Annotated in this window: 12 protein-coding genes; 7 read left to right on the top strand and 5 right to left on the bottom strand. The window is 62.8% G+C overall.

Going from position 1 to position 13,659, the window contains the following annotated elements; all coding sequences use genetic code 11:
• The first annotated feature begins 40 nt into the window (after window positions 1-40).
• Together adh and HY26_RS03100 are read left to right on the top strand one after the other, a co-directional pair.
• Window positions 41-1,564 carry an aldehyde dehydrogenase gene (gene adh / locus HY26_RS03105; RefSeq protein WP_034768705.1) on the top strand — a complete coding sequence of 508 codons (1,524 nt, stop codon included), beginning with the start codon at window positions 41-43 and terminating at the stop codon, window positions 1,562-1,564.
• An 82-nt stretch (window positions 1,565-1,646) separates the two neighbouring features.
• On the top strand, window positions 1,647-2,030 hold the full coding sequence (locus tag HY26_RS03100; protein ID WP_034768703.1) for a DUF779 domain-containing protein: 384 nt from the start codon (window positions 1,647-1,649) through the stop codon (window positions 2,028-2,030).
• Between the two features lie 3 nt (window positions 2,031-2,033).
• On the opposite strand, the gene HY26_RS03095 is transcribed toward HY26_RS03100, so the two are convergent.
• Entirely contained in the window at window positions 2,034-3,167 is a 1,134-nt protein-coding gene (locus tag HY26_RS03095; RefSeq protein ID WP_034768883.1) for a PA0069 family radical SAM protein, read from the bottom strand.
• A gap of 42 nt (window positions 3,168-3,209) precedes the next feature.
• Complete coding sequence (locus HY26_RS03090; protein WP_051600239.1) at window positions 3,210-3,857, bottom strand: DUF2064 domain-containing protein; 648 nt, start codon at window positions 3,855-3,857, stop codon at window positions 3,210-3,212.
• A gap of 76 nt (window positions 3,858-3,933) precedes the next feature.
• On the opposite strand from HY26_RS03090, the gene HY26_RS03085 reads away from it, so the two are divergent.
• Entirely contained in the window at window positions 3,934-4,485 is a 552-nt protein-coding gene (locus HY26_RS03085; protein ID WP_034768701.1) for a hypothetical protein, read from the top strand.
• On the opposite strand, the gene HY26_RS03080 is transcribed toward HY26_RS03085, so the two are convergent.
• The 3 genes from HY26_RS03080 to HY26_RS03070 are packed head-to-tail and all read right to left on the bottom strand — an operon-like array spanning window position 4,482 to window position 6,266.
• Window positions 4,482-4,784 (bottom strand): hypothetical protein, encoded by a 303-nt coding sequence (locus tag HY26_RS03080; protein ID WP_034768699.1) that lies wholly within the window; start codon window positions 4,782-4,784, stop codon window positions 4,482-4,484. The genes HY26_RS03085 and HY26_RS03080 overlap by 4 nt on opposite strands.
• A gap of 13 nt (window positions 4,785-4,797) precedes the next feature.
• Window positions 4,798-5,481 (bottom strand): TIGR04283 family arsenosugar biosynthesis glycosyltransferase, encoded by a 684-nt coding sequence (locus HY26_RS03075; protein ID WP_034768697.1) that lies wholly within the window; start codon window positions 5,479-5,481, stop codon window positions 4,798-4,800.
• The gene (locus tag HY26_RS03070; RefSeq protein ID WP_034768689.1) at window positions 5,481-6,266 is read right to left on the bottom strand and encodes a uracil-DNA glycosylase family protein; all 786 of its coding nucleotides are present in this window, start codon (window positions 6,264-6,266) and stop codon (window positions 5,481-5,483) included. Before HY26_RS03070 ends, HY26_RS03075 begins: the two co-directional genes overlap by 1 nt.
• Before the next feature lie 93 nt (window positions 6,267-6,359).
• On the opposite strand from HY26_RS03070, the gene HY26_RS03065 reads away from it, so the two are divergent.
• The 4 genes from HY26_RS03065 (at window position 6,360) to HY26_RS03050 (ending at window position 13,621) form a co-directional block, all read left to right on the top strand.
• Window positions 6,360-8,042, top strand: coding sequence for an electron transfer flavoprotein-ubiquinone oxidoreductase (locus tag HY26_RS03065; RefSeq protein WP_034768687.1), 1,683 nt, complete (start codon window positions 6,360-6,362; stop codon window positions 8,040-8,042).
• A gap of 93 nt (window positions 8,043-8,135) precedes the next feature.
• A complete protein-coding gene (locus HY26_RS03060; RefSeq protein WP_051600237.1) occupies window positions 8,136-8,819 on the top strand; it encodes an aquaporin in 684 nt (227 codons plus the stop codon).
• Between the two features lie 116 nt (window positions 8,820-8,935).
• Window positions 8,936-10,873 carry a tetratricopeptide repeat protein gene (locus HY26_RS03055; RefSeq protein WP_034768685.1) on the top strand — a complete coding sequence of 646 codons (1,938 nt, stop codon included), beginning with the start codon at window positions 8,936-8,938 and terminating at the stop codon, window positions 10,871-10,873.
• Between the two features lie 87 nt (window positions 10,874-10,960).
• A complete protein-coding gene (locus tag HY26_RS03050) occupies window positions 10,961-13,621 on the top strand; it encodes a penicillin-binding protein 1A (RefSeq protein WP_081813204.1) in 2,661 nt (886 codons plus the stop codon).
• Window positions 13,622-13,659: the final 38 nt, after the last annotated feature.

Below are 13,659 nucleotides of genomic sequence, written 5' to 3'. Positions count from 1 at the left end.
CGCACCCGACGAAGAGCGCCAATGATCTGGAGGAAATGATATGGCCGACACACAGATTCTCGACACGTCCGAAATGAAGGCCCCGTTCCGTGAACGGTATGACAATTTCATCGGTGGCAAGTTCGTCGCCCCGAACGGCGGTCGCTATTTCGACAATACGTCTCCGGTAAACGGCAAGGTGATCTGCCAGATCGCCCGGTCCGACGCCAGCGATGTCGATATGGCGCTGGACGCCGCACACGCCGCGAAGGACGGCTGGGGCCGCACTGCGGTGGCTGAGCGCGCCGGCATGCTGAACAAGATCGCCGATGTGCTGGAGGAAAACCTCGAACTCATCGCCACCTGCGAAACCTGGGACAATGGCAAGCCGATCCGCGAAACCATGGCCGCGGACGTGCCGCTGGCGATCGATCACTTTCGCTATTTCGCAGGCTGCATCCGCGCGCAGGAAGGCAGCATTTCCGAGATCGACCACGACACGGTCGCATACCATTTCCATGAACCGCTCGGCGTGGTCGGACAGATCATTCCGTGGAACTTCCCGCTTCTCATGGCGGCATGGAAACTCGCCCCGGCACTGGCGGCCGGGAACTGCGTGGTGCTGAAGCCGGCCGAGCAGACCCCGGCCACGATCATGGTGTTCGCAGAGCTTATCGCCGACATCCTCCCTCCTGGCGTGCTGAACATCGTGAACGGCTTCGGCCTGGAGGCGGGCAAGCCGCTCGCCTCCAGCAACCGCATCGCCAAGATCGCCTTCACCGGCGAGACCACGACGGGCCGTCTGATCATGCAGTATGCGTCCGAAAACCTGATCCCGGTCACGCTGGAACTGGGCGGCAAGTCGCCGAACATCTTCTTCGAAGATGTGATGCGTGCGGACGATGACTATCTCGACAAGGCGATCGAAGGCTTCGTCATGTTCGCGCTGAACCAGGGCGAGGTCTGCACCTGTCCGTCGCGTGCGCTGATACACGAAAACATCTATGACCGCTTCATGGAACGTGCCCTGAAACGCGTCGGCGAGATCAAGCAGGGCAACCCGCTGGACCCGGCCACGATGATCGGTGCGCAGGCGAGCTCGGAGCAGAAAGAGAAGATCCTCTCATACTTCGACATCGGCCGGCAGGAAGGCGCCGAAGTGCTGATCGGTGGCGAGGCGGCCAATCTCGGCGGCGACCTTGCCGGTGGCTATTACATCAAGCCGACGGTCCTGAAGGGGCACAACAAGATGCGGGTGTTCCAGGAGGAAATCTTCGGGCCGGTGGTTTCCGTTACAACGTTCAAGGATGAAGCCGACGCGCTCGCCATCGCCAATGACACGCTTTATGGCCTCGGCGCCGGAGTGTGGAGCCGCGAAGCAAACACCTGCTACCGCTTCGGCCGTGGCATTCAGGCGGGCCGCGTCTGGACCAATTGCTATCACGCCTATCCGGCCCACGCGGCCTTCGGCGGGTACAAGCAGTCCGGTATCGGCCGCGAGAACCATTCGAAGATGCTGGACCACTACCAGCAGACCAAGAACATGCTGGTCTCCTACTCCCCGAAGAAGCTTGGCTTCTTCTGATCCTGCCGTGGTGTGACGGCAGGAGGACGGTCCCGGTGGCAGCGTAGGCCGGGGCCGTCCGTATCTTTCCGGAGGTGATCCGATGACAAATGTAACCAATATGCCAGCGCGCGTGACCGCCACGGATGCGGCGCGGCACCTGATCGCCGAGATCCGGCAGGATTATCCAGAGATCCTGTTCCACCAGTCCGGCGGATGCTGCGATGGGTCGAGTCCGATGTGCTATCCGGCGGATGACTTCAAGGTTGGCGAGCGGGACGTGAAGCTGGGCGAGATCGACGGCGTGCCGGTCTACATTTCGGCCAGCCAGTTCGAGGCGTGGAATCACACCCAGCTGATCCTGGATGTCGTGCCGGGGCGTGGCGGCATGTTCTCGCTCGATAATGGACGCGAGCAACGCTTCCTGACTCGCAGCCGCGTCTTCAATGCGGGTGAGCTGGCGGCTCTGGGCGACGCGCCCGGCTGAGGCCTAGAGGTCCAGCGCCATCTGGCCGCCCGGCTGGACGGGCGGGGCGAACAGGTCTGTCCGCAGCGATGGCCGGGGATTGCTGAGACCGAGCCGTTTTGTTGCCCGGGCGAAGCGTTTCGCGATCAGGTCCGCGACTGGGCCGCGCCCGCGCATGCGCTCGTTCCAGCGGGCGTCGTAATCCTTGCCGCCACGCATGTCGCGCATCGTGTTGATGACTTTCGCCGCGCGGTCCGGCACATGCTGGACCAGCCATTCATGGAACAGATCCTTGATTTCGTGCGGCAGGCGCAGCAGCACATAGCCGGCCCCGCCCGCACCATGGGCGGCAGCAGCTTCCAGCACGGCCTCGATCTCATGATCGTTCAGCGCCGGGATGATTGGCGCCGTCATCACGGTAACGGGGATACCGGCCTCGCTGAGCGCGCGCACGGTTTCGAGGCGCCGCTGCGGCGTCGCGGCGCGCGGCTCCATCTTGCGGCTGAGCGCACGGTCCAGCGTCGTGATCGAGACGCCCGCCCGCACCAGGCCTTTCCCGGCCATCGGGGCGAGCAGGTCGATGTCGCGCTGGATCAGGGCAGACTTTGTCAGCAGGCTGACGGGGTGATTGTGCGCCGCAAGCACTTCCAGAACCTGGCGTGTCATCTGGTAGGTCCGCTCGATCGGTTGGTAGGCATCGGTATTCATACCAAGCGCGATGGGACGGCAGAGATAGCCGGGGCGGGAGAGCTCCCATTCCAGCTGACGGATCGCATTGGTCTTGTAGAAAAGCCGGCTTTCGAAATCGAGGCCGGCGGAGAGCCCGTGAAACGCATGGCTCGGCCGGGCGAAGCAATAGATGCAGCCATGCTCGCAGCCGCGATAGGGGTTGATCGTGCGGTCGAAGGAAATGTCGGGCGAGCGGTTGAAGGTGATCACCGTCCGCGCCGTTTCCGGCATCACCAGCGTTTCGATCCGCGTAGCGTCCTGTTCGATCGTGTCCCAACCATCATCGAAGGCGAAGCGGGTTTCCCGCTCGAACCGGCCGGTCTGGTTGGAGACGGCGCCGCGCCCGCGCTGGGTGGCGCGTTCGGCAGCTGCCTGCGTGTCGATCAGGCTGACACGGCCTTTGGGGGAGAGTTTCTGTCCGGTCCGCATGAGCTGAGAAAGCCATGCGGCACAGAACAAATCAAGAACAAACTAGTGTCCCTCGAGTTTTTTCCTGTGGATCGCAGGCGGCCGCCACGTGTGCCGCCGGCGGCTCCAGGCCCGCCAGTCGCTCAGCTGGTCGATGTCCATCAGCATGGGCAACAGGCCGATATTCGCGTGGGAAGGCAGGTTGGACCAGACATCCTGCATTGCATGCGGCCCGGACCAGCGGACATTGCGGAATGGGGAGTGCGTGCGCGGGCCCTTGTTGATGCCGAACAGCCAGAAGCCGCCATCCTCTGCCGGGCCGAAGACGGCATCGTGCCGGGCGAGCAGGCGAACGGCCTGGCGCAGCAAGGCGGCGGAGACGTCCGGTGCGTCGGTTCCGATGAACAGGACCGGGCCGGGCGGGGCTTCATTGAACCCTTTCTCCAGCCGCTCGGTCAGCGTGCCATGGCCCTGGCTGCGCCGCGGCAGGTGAGCCGGCCAATCTGTCGTGGTGACGGTACGAAGCGCACTGTCCGGCGCGGCATAGATGATCGTATTGCAGCCGGACTGAGTGGCCGCCCGGAAGGTGCGCGCCTGCGTGAAGCCGGCAATGCGCCGGGCGGCCGCCGGGCCGATGCCTTTGGCCAGCCTTGTCTTGGACAGGCCGATGCGCGGCGGCTTGGCGAATACGAGAAGAGTTGGACGTCCCATGCCAATGCCTTACTTTCGTCTTGTGCCCGGCGAAAGATGCCCGGGACAAATCTAGGCCATAAAAGGAGGCCTTCTGATGCAACGCCTGAACATTGCCCTGGCCATCGGCGCCGCGGCCTTCCTGTCTGCCTGCTTCACGAGCGAAACGCCGTTCATCCCGGAAGGCGAAGCGGTTCGCCTCGACGAGGCGTCGGCGATCCTGGTCTGCAGTGACGAGGACGACTGCGCCCGCACCGTCCCGAACCGGGGGAACAAGGGTTACCTGATGATGCCCCCGCCGGAAGAAGATGAGGATGAGGAGCCGATGGGCATCCGGTTCGTCCCATTGATGGATACGGCAGTCGGCCCGGTCTGGCTGACCGAGATCAGGATGGTCGAGGATGACGAGACGGCCTACATCGTCGGTGTCACACGGCGGGCGCCGGAATTCGACGCCGATGGCCTCAAAGCGTTCGATGTCGAACTGCCTTGGTGCGGTGACGTCAGCCAGGAAGAGCGCGAGGCGTACGGTATCGAGAAACTCGATTCCTATACGTGTAGCCTGCCGACGGAGACTTCGATTTCGGATTACCTGCGTACCGCGCAAAAAGCCTATTTCGACGATCCGGTCTGGTGGGACGGCGACTAGGCCCAGCTGCCCCGTTCATGCGGAATACCATGAGCGATACAGATGTCGTGCAGGCGATCCGTCGCCTGCGGGTCGTTTGCGAAGAACTCGATCGACAGGGCCATCAGCAGCTGGCCCCAGGCTTCCTTCGGCACAATGGTCCAGAACTCATAGTCTGAATCGCCCCACATTTCCTCGACCAGCTTGCCCATGTCCTGTGTGTCGAAGGTGAATTTGTCACCCTCCAGCGTCGCGCGGACAGAACGGAAATTCTCGCCCTCCTGCCGGTAGAGTTCCACGGAATTCCGGTCGTCGCTCATGAGAAGCTCCTCGTCAGGTGTAGCGTTTCGCCAGGTCTTCCGGCTTGGCGCCGAGCAGGAAGCGGATGAGCAGGAACGCATTGCGCCAAGACCGCTTGCCCCAGCCGTCCCGCTCATATTTCGCGGCGGAGGTGCGCGCTTCGGCGTTCAGCTCGGTCAGGTGTGGCTTGCCGATGGCTCGGACGATCATCACGTCCTCCATCAGCGGTACGTCCAGATAGCCGCCGACTTCGTCATACAATGTCCGGCTGATGAGCAGGCCCTGATCGCCGTAAGGCAGCCCCAGCATCCGGGCACGCCGATTGGCGCGTTTTTCCAAAGTCCGGGCCGCGCGCGCATCGGACCGGTATCGCAATTCGAAGAAAGCGGCATGGTCCGGTTTGGTCATGATATGATCCAATGTGCGCTCGGCCCAGTCACGCGAAAGCGCGGTATCGGCATGCAGAAACAGCAGCCAGTCACCCCGCGCGGCAGCTGCTCCAGCGGCCAGCTGTGCCCCGCGGCCTCGCGCCCCGGTGACCAGATTGGCTCCCATCGCCCCGGCAATTCTCGCCGTCGCATCCTCCGACCCGCCATCGGCCACGATGACCTCCCGGATCAGCCCGGCCTCCAGCCCGGGCATCAGGCTCTCCAGACAAAGCGGCAGCTCCGCCTCGGCGTTCAGCGTTGGAATGATGATGGAAAGCGGAGCAGGCATCAGCCGCCCAGTTCCCCCAGGCGTTTTTCGACCAGCAGCAAATCCCGCCATGCGCGGGACTTTTCCTGCGGGCGGCGCAACAGGTAGGCCGGGTGCAGAAGCGGGATCAGCGGAACGGAAAAGCCGCCCGCTGTGGTGAACATATGCTCGGAGCCGCGCAGGCGCATGATGCCATCCTGCGTGTCCAGCAGCGCCTTGGCCGGAACACCGCCAGCCGCCACGATCAGCTTCGGCTTCGTCAGTTCTATCATCCGGTCCACAAAGGGCCGGCAGACATCCAGCTCTTCCTGGTCCGGGTTCCGGTTGCCGGGCGGGCGCCAGTAATTGACGTTGGTGATGAAGGCATTGGTCTCGCGGCTACGCTCTATGGCCGCCAGCATGCGGTCCAGCAGCTGCCCGGCCTTGCCCACGAAAGGCAGGCCACGCCGGTCCTCCTCCGCGCCCGGGCCTTCGCCGATGACCATCAGGCTCGCGCCGGGGGCGCCGTCGTAAACCACGGTGGAGTGCGCCGCAGCCTTCAGCGGGCTGCCTTCAAACGATTCGATGGCTGCCTTCAGGGCGTCCAGAGTGTCGCACCCTGCGGCCTGCGAGCGGGCCTCATCGACCCAGTTTGTCGGTTTGCGGCGGCGCGGGCGGACAGGCGCGGATTGCTGCGGTGCAGCAGAAACTACAGTGTCTGCGGCCTTCAGGAGCGCATCGACCCTCGCATGGTCCACCTCCACGCCCATCTCTTCCCACCAGTCGGTGAGGGCATCGATGGCAGTGATTGACGTAGGGGCGGGCATTCAGAAGCTCTGGACCTTCGCGGCAGACATTGTAAGTGCTTAAGTAATTGCAGATATGGGCGGCAACTCTAAGGCCGAAGCGAGGAGAAACCAATGGCGGATGACGCTATGGAACGGGAATCGATGGAGTTCGACCTGGTGATCGTGGGCGGCGGCCCGTCCGGTCTGTCAGCAGCCATCAGGTTCAAACAACTGGCCAATGAGGCAGGCGAAGACCTGTCCGTGGTCGTTCTGGAAAAAGGCGGCGAGATCGGTGCGCACATCCTGTCGGGTGTCGTGATGGATCCGGTCGGCCTCGACAAGCTGATCCCCGATTGGCGCACCCGCGACGACCGTCCGCTGAAAACGGAAGTGACGGCTGACAAATTCCTGTTCCTGGGTCCGGAAGGCGTGGCGGACATGTCCCTGCTGCCGATGCCGGGCTTCATGAAGAACCATGGCAACTTCACCGGTTCGCTGGCGAACGTGACCCGCTGGCTCGGCCAGGAAGCCGAGAATCTCGGCGTCGAAGTGTTCCCGGGCTTTGCCGCCTCTGAAGTTGTTTACGGCGAAGATGGCCGCGTGAAGGGCGTCGTCTCCGGCGTCATGGGCATCGCAGCCGATGGCAGCCACAAGGGCGACTACCAGCCGGGCATGGAACTGCTGGGCAAATATGTCCTGTTCGCCGAAGGTGCCCGCGGCTCGTTGACGAAAGAGCTGATCGCGAAGTTCAATCTCGATGAAGGCCGTGATCCGCAGAAATTCGGCATTGGCCTGAAAGAGCTCTGGTCCGTTCCGGAAGAAAAGTTCCAGGAAGGTTATGTCCAGCACACGATGGGCTGGCCGCTCGACAACTCCACCGGCGGCGGCAGCTTCCTCTATCACTTCCGCGACAATGGCGAGCCGTTCATCTCGGTCGGTTTCGTGGTTCACCTGAACTACGCTAATCCGTACATTTCGCCGTACCAGGAATTCCAGCGCTTCAAGCACCACCCGGCTGTGCTGCCGCATCTCGAAGGTGGCAAGCGCGTAGCCTATGGCGCGCGCGCGATCACTGAGGGTGGCTTCCAGTCCGTTCCGAAGCTGGCCTTCCCGGGCGGCGCGCTGATCGGTTGCGGCGCCGGCTTCGTCAACGTGCCGCGCATCAAGGGCAGCCACAACGCCATCCTGACCGGCATGATGGGCGCTGAAGCCGCCTTCGCTGCCATCAAGGACGGTCGTCAGGGCGACGTGCTGGAAAGCTATGAAGAGGCCTACACCCAGTCTTCGGTCTACAAGGAGCTGAAGGTTGTCCGGAACGTGAAGCCGCTCTGGTCGAAACTCGGCACCGCCATCGGCATCCCGATGGGCGGCATCGAAATGTGGATCTCCAGCCTGCTGGGCGGCTTCTCCTTCTTCGGTACGCTGAAGCACGGCAAGTCCGATGCAAAATCGCTGAAGCCGGCCAAGAACTTCAAGCCGATCGAGTATCCGAAGCCGGATGGCGTGATCAGCTTCGACAAGCTGACCAACGTCTCCTTCACCAACACCTATCATGAGGAAGACCAGCCGGTGCACTTGAAGGTCGCCGACATGGCCCTGCAGAAATCGTCTGAGCACGATGTCTTTGCAGGCCCGTCCGCCCGTTACTGCCCGGCCGGCGTGTATGAGTGGATCGAGGAAGGTGGCGAGCTGAAGTTCCAGATCAACTCGCAGAACTGCATCCACTGCAAGACCTGCGATATCAAGGATCCGAACCAGAACATAAACTGGACGGTTCCGGAGGGCGGCGGCGGCCCCGCATACCCGAACATGTGATTGGACCGTTACCTACGATCGTGTTGCAGCCCGTTCCTGACCAGGAGCGGGCTGTTCCGCTTTTGCACTCCGGATTGAGGATGGCAGGGGGCGATGATGGATGTGACCAGACGATTGCTGGCGGAGTTTCTGGGGTCGGCCTTGCTGGCAGGCGTGGTCATCGGTTCCGGTATTCTCGCCCTTGGGGTCAGCGCCGGGAATGATGGCGTCGCCCTGCTTGGCAACACGGCAGCGACGGCAGCGATCCTGTGGGTGCTTGTTGCCACGCTCGGCCCGGTTTCCGGCGCGCATTTCAATCCGGCCGTGACGCTGGCCTTTGCTGCCCGCCGGGAGATTTCTGCGTCGATGGCGCTGGTTTATGTTGTGGTTCAGGTGGGTGGCTGCGTCGCGGGCGGCCTGCTGGCACATGTCATGTTCGAGCTGCCGCTGATCCAGGTCGCGATGACCGACCGGTCCGGACCGGCCAAAATGTTGTCGGAAGGCGTGGCGACTTTCGCGCTTGTCTTCGCCATTTTCGGTGCGATCCGATACGCGCCAAAAGCGGTTCCGGCGGCGGTCGCGCTGGTGATCGCGGCCGGGTACTGGTGGACAGCGTCCACGAGTTTCGCCAATCCGGCGATCACGATCGCGCGATCCCTGTCAGACACGTTTGCCGGCGTCCGCCCAACTGACGTGCCGGGCTTCCTGATTGCGCAACTTGCCGGGGCGCTGCTGGCCACAAGTGCCTGCGCTGTCCTGTTCGTGCCGGGCACCGATGTCGCAAACCTGGCAGATTAAGCCCCTGTTTATGAACAAGGCAGCAAACCTGCCTTGTTCAACATGTGGCTGCCTTGCTCTTGCCGTACGGGGCTGCTTCACTTGATGTATCAGCTAGGCTGGAGACCGGAGAGCCCATGCGCCTCAAGAATTCTGTCGCGGCAAGTGCGCTTGTCCTGTCGCTTTCCCTGTCCGTATCGCTGGGGGCGTGCGCTGCCGCTCCAGCACCGGCATTGGTCGAGACCATGCCGGAAGATACCGCCATCGCCGAGACCTATGCCGTCCTGTCCGACGCTGCGCGCGCGACCTCGGTTCTGGACGAACGTGGCAAGCCGGTCGGGCCGGATGCCTATGCCGTTCCGTCCGATGCGGTGAAGGCCGGCGACATGGCCGCCTTCATCACGCTGACCCGCGAACTGGACATGGAAGACCGCGATGCCAGCCCGCTATTCGATGCCTTCATCGCGCTGGATGAGGCAGCGGCCGGCCGGATCGAAGAAGCCCGCCAGACACTGGCAGACGCGAGCGAACGGTCCGGTGAGACCGGCGAAACCAGTTTCTACATCTATCTCGATGCCTGGCTGCTCGCCATGGAAGGCAAGGCGGACGAGGCGATCAACCGTCACCGCGGCGCCGCCAGCGGCATGCCGGGCCTGACCGGAGACCTGTCGCTGGCCGCGATGCTGGATGCCCTTGGCCGGCCGGAACAGGCGCTTGCCGTCTATGAGTCGATGACGCCGTCGAAGATCGAGGCGCCCGAGCATGAGTTTGACCCCAAGGGGCTCCTCTATAGCCACATCCGCACGGTGGTTTCCCGCCATGCCCTGCTGCTGCAGCGGCTGGGCCGGATCGAAGAAGCAAAGGCCGTGTACCAGAAGCTGGCCGACGCCGAACCGGAGGAGGCGATCAGCTACGCCGCCGCGATGGACAGTCTGGAGACCGGCAAGAATCTGCGGAACCAGCCTCAGTCCGTGGCCGAGGCCTTCAGCCAGTCGCTGTCCGATGTCTCCCGCTCGCTTCAGGAACAACGTATCATTCGCCGCATCATGATGGGCGGCCGGGTTGACGGCTTCGATGACCAGCGGTCTGCCTTCGATCAGGTGGCGCTGTTGATTTCTCCGAAAAATGAAGACCTGCGCTCCGGCATCATCGACGAGATGTATGCCAGCGCCCTCTATGATGGCGTGGCTCATGTGGCCAACACAGCGCCAGAGGCGACCGCATCCCTTCAGATTGCGGCGGCGCAGGCGAAGCTCATGTCAGGGCAGGAGGATGCCGCCCGCGCAGCAATCGACCGGGCGCTCAGCCTCACGGATGACGATGACAAGCTCCCGACGCTCTATGGCGCGCTCCAGCTGCACTCGCGCATGAATGACGAGAAAGCGTCGCGGAAACTGATCGAGCAAGTGATCGCCATGTCGGACAATCCGGCGGAGAAGGCGGCAGCGCACGGTCTGGCGACGGACATCTTCAATCAGTTCGGCGACTCCCAGCAGGCTGTCGAACATGCCGAACAGGCCCGTGACCTCGACGATACGCACGATCGCCGCGTTGTGCTGGCCGATGCGCTTGGCCGGAACGGCCAGATCAAGGAGGCACTCGCTATCCTCCGGACCGAGCGCCTGTCCCGCCCGAACGATCCGTACATGCTGAACACGCTCGGCTATTTCCTGATCGAGCGGACGGACAAGCTGGAAGAAGGCTTCAAGGTGCTCAGCCGCGCCCGCGCCATGGCAGAGCGCGACCCCTATATCGCGGACTCGCTCGGTTGGGCCTACTTCAAGCTCGGCCATCTCAGCGAGGCCAAGCGCCTGATCGAACTCGCCCGCAAGGAGCTCGAGCCGCACCAGCATTGGGAGATCGAATCCCATCTCGGCGACATCTACTGGTACCTGGATAACAAGGAAGCGGCGGCAGAGGCCTGGCAGACGGCGCTGGACAATCGCCCGCCTGCCGCTGAGAAGGCCGCCTTGATAGACCGGCTGGAGAATGGGCTCAGTGAGCCGGAGCCGGAACGCAAGGCGCTTCCGGATGTGTCGCTGACAGACGGCGAAGTCGACCGGCAGGACATCTGACACCCGCCTCTTTAACGCGCCTGCGGCGCGCCTTACTATCGCCTGAAAAGGCTGCGATTCCGTCTGCAGACGGCAGGGAAAGTATTCATGACTGACGGCAGATACGAAAGCGTCGAAAATCGCTTCGGAATCAATGGGTTTTACCTGCCTGGACCACGCTGGATGTGGATCTGGATGCGGCGGCTGTTCGTGCTCGGCTTCGTTCTGGCCATTATCGGCATCATCGCGCTCTGGCTGTACTTCGCTGCGCTTGGCCGCACTGTGCCATCGATTGCCAAATTGAAACAATACGAGCCGCCGATCACCTCCCGGGTCCACGCTGGGGATGGGACACTGATTGCGGAATTTGCCGATCAGCACCGCGTTTTCGTGCCCTACGAGTCGATCCCCACCCACGTTGTCGAAGCGTTCGTGGCGGCCGAAGACAAGAACTATTTCCATCACAATGGCCTGGATTATGTCGGCATCCTTCGGGCCGGCATCAATTCGGTGAAGAACAAGATCACCGGCAAGGGCGGCCTGCAGGGCGGGTCGACGATCACCCAGCAGGTGGCCAAGAACATGCTGCTGACCCGGGACCAGAACCTGAAGCGCAAGGCAAAGGAAGCTATTGTCGCCCAGCGCATGGAAAAGGAATTCACCAAGGGACAGATCCTCGAACTGTACCTCAACGAAATCTATCTCGGCGGGCGGTCCTATGGTGTCGGTTCGGCGGCGCTGAACTATTTCAACAAATCCCTGCCAGAGCTGGACCTGTCCGAAGCGGCCGTGCTGGCATCGCTGGCCAAGGCGCCATCGGCAGTCAATCCGTATACAAACCCGAAACGCCTTCTGGCCCGCCGGAACTATGTGCTCGGACGTATGGTCGAAGATGGGTACATCACCCAGGAAGAAGCCGATGAGGCGAAGGCGAAGCCGCTCACCACAACGCGCCGCCTGAAGGGGCCGGAATATGTGGCCGCGACGTATTTCGTCCAGGAACTCCGCCGCGACCTGATCAAGTCCTATGGTGAGGAAACGCTGGAGCAGGGCGGCCTTTCGATCCGGTCCACGATCGATACGCATCTGCAGCTCGCCGCGCAGCAGGCGCTGCGCAATGGCCTGATCGCCTATGACCGCCGCCATGGCTGGCGCGGTCCGGTGACCACAATCGATCCCGGCGACGGCGCGCAGGAGGCGCTGAAGGAAGTGAAATTGCCGGGCGGCTATGGCACCTGGGAAGCGGCCATGGTGCAGAAGGTCTCCCGGTCTGGTGCAACACTTCTCCTCACCGATGGCGCGACCATCAAGCTGCCGACCGAAGAGGTTGAATGGGCCAACACGTACAAGCCACAGGGCGGCAAGGCCGGGCTTCAGGTCGGGCAGGTCGTGCTCGCAGAGCTGAAGCGGCAGGTCCTGAATGCCGACGAAACATTGGCGCCGCGATCCGAGGAAGCGGAGTACGATCCGGAAGGCAATGAGATCGACGAGGGCGAGATTGAGCCGATGCTGGTGCCGGTTGGCAATGCCACGCTGCGCCAGGTGCCGGAAGTCGATGGTGCACTGATCGCACTCGACCCGCACACCGGCCGGATCCTGGCCATGCAGGGCGGTTATTCCTTCTTCAAATCCAGCTACAATCGCGTCACCCAGTCCAAGCGCCAGCCGGGTTCGAGCTTCAAGGCGTTCGTCTACGCCGCCGCGCTCGAAAAAGGCTACACGCCGGCAACGCGGATGCTGGATGCGCCCTTTGTTTCCTTTGATGTGTCGACCGGCGATTACTGGCGCCCGTCCAACTATACTGAAGGCCGGTCCTACGGGATGGTCACGCTGCGTATCGCGCTTGAGAAATCGCTGAACCAGGTGACCGCGCGTGTGGCGCAGGATATCGGCATGGAAGCCGTCAGCGATCTGGCCGTCCGGATGGGCGTTTATGACGAGCTGCCGCCATATGCGGCCATGTCTCTCGGCGCGGGCGATGCTTATCTCATCGACATGGCGCGCGGTTATGCCGGGTTCGTCAATGGCGGCAAGAAGATCACGCCGACCCTGCTGGACCGGGTTCAGGACCGTCACGGCCGTACGCTGTTCCGTCATGACGAACGGGCTTGTGAAGGCTGCCAGTCTGAAGAGTGGGACGGCCAGGAGCCGCCGCAACTGGCCGAGGTCGGCGAGCAGGTGCTCGACCCGATTGTCGCTTACCAGATCACGCACATGCTGGAAGGTGTCGTCGAGCGCGGCACCGGCCGCCGGGCCCTTCGTGTCGGTAAGCCGCTGGCCGGCAAGACCGGGACCACCGATGATTATCGCGATGCCATCTTCATGGGCTTCTCGCCTGACCTTGTTGTCGGTGTGCGGGTTGGCTTCGATGACAACCGCACGCTTGGGGAAGGCGAGGCCGGCGGGTCTGTCGCTGCGCCGATCTTCACCGAGTTCATGGAGAAGGCGCTGGCTGACCAGGCCGCTATTCCGTTCCGCATTCCGCCCGGCGTGCGCCTGGTGAAGATCGATGCCCGCACCGGTGAGCTGCCAGGGCCGGACACAAGTGTCATCATTGATGAAGCCTTCCGTCCGGGTACGGAGCCGGGGCTTTCGGCCTTCAATGGCAGTGATGATTGCCTGTCGATTTCCGGTAGCTGCGGCACAGGCAGCAGCTCGGGCAGCGTGTCCGGTTTCGACCCTGAACGCGATGCCGGTGTCGTGCCGGAAGATGATCCGATGCAACCTCAGGAGCAGGTTGTCAGCGGGGATCTCGACGGCACTTACTGACCTTGACGCATTTTGACCCTGCGGGGCGGCTGCGCTAT

Origin of the sequence: Hyphomonas sp. GM-8P (assembly GCF_003263315.1) — a bacterium.
GTDB lineage: Bacteria > Pseudomonadota > Alphaproteobacteria > Caulobacterales > Hyphomonadaceae > Hyphomonas.
The sequence above is the reverse complement of the archived record's forward strand: the minus strand, read 5'-3'. Positions and strand labels throughout refer to the sequence as shown.

Bases quoted from the DNA above. Each gene is read 5' to 3' on its own strand.
- HY26_RS03075 (WP_034768697.1), bottom strand. From the start codon at position 5,481: ATGCCTGCTCCGCTTTCCATCATCATTCCAACGCTGAACGCCGAGGCG.
- HY26_RS03095 (WP_034768883.1), bottom strand. From the start codon at position 3,167: ATGCGGACCGGACAGAAACTCTCCCCCAAAGGCCGTGTCAGCCTGATC.
- HY26_RS03080 (WP_034768699.1), bottom strand. From the start codon at position 4,784: ATGAGCGACGACCGGAATTCCGTGGAACTCTACCGGCAGGAGGGCGAG.
- HY26_RS03090 (WP_051600239.1), bottom strand. From the start codon at position 3,857: ATGGGACGTCCAACTCTTCTCGTATTCGCCAAGCCGCCGCGCATCGGC.
- HY26_RS03070 (WP_034768689.1), bottom strand. From the start codon at position 6,266: ATGCCCGCCCCTACGTCAATCACTGCCATCGATGCCCTCACCGACTGG.
- HY26_RS03055 (WP_034768685.1), top strand. From the start codon at position 8,936: ATGCGCCTCAAGAATTCTGTCGCGGCAAGTGCGCTTGTCCTGTCGCTT.
- HY26_RS03100 (WP_034768703.1), top strand. From the start codon at position 1,647: ATGACAAATGTAACCAATATGCCAGCGCGCGTGACCGCCACGGATGCG.
- adh (WP_034768705.1), top strand. From the start codon at position 41: ATGGCCGACACACAGATTCTCGACACGTCCGAAATGAAGGCCCCGTTC.
- HY26_RS03085 (WP_034768701.1), top strand. From the start codon at position 3,934: ATGCAACGCCTGAACATTGCCCTGGCCATCGGCGCCGCGGCCTTCCTG.
- HY26_RS03060 (WP_051600237.1), top strand. From the start codon at position 8,136: ATGATGGATGTGACCAGACGATTGCTGGCGGAGTTTCTGGGGTCGGCC.
- HY26_RS03050 (WP_081813204.1), top strand. From the start codon at position 10,961: ATGACTGACGGCAGATACGAAAGCGTCGAAAATCGCTTCGGAATCAAT.
- HY26_RS03065 (WP_034768687.1), top strand. From the start codon at position 6,360: ATGGCGGATGACGCTATGGAACGGGAATCGATGGAGTTCGACCTGGTG.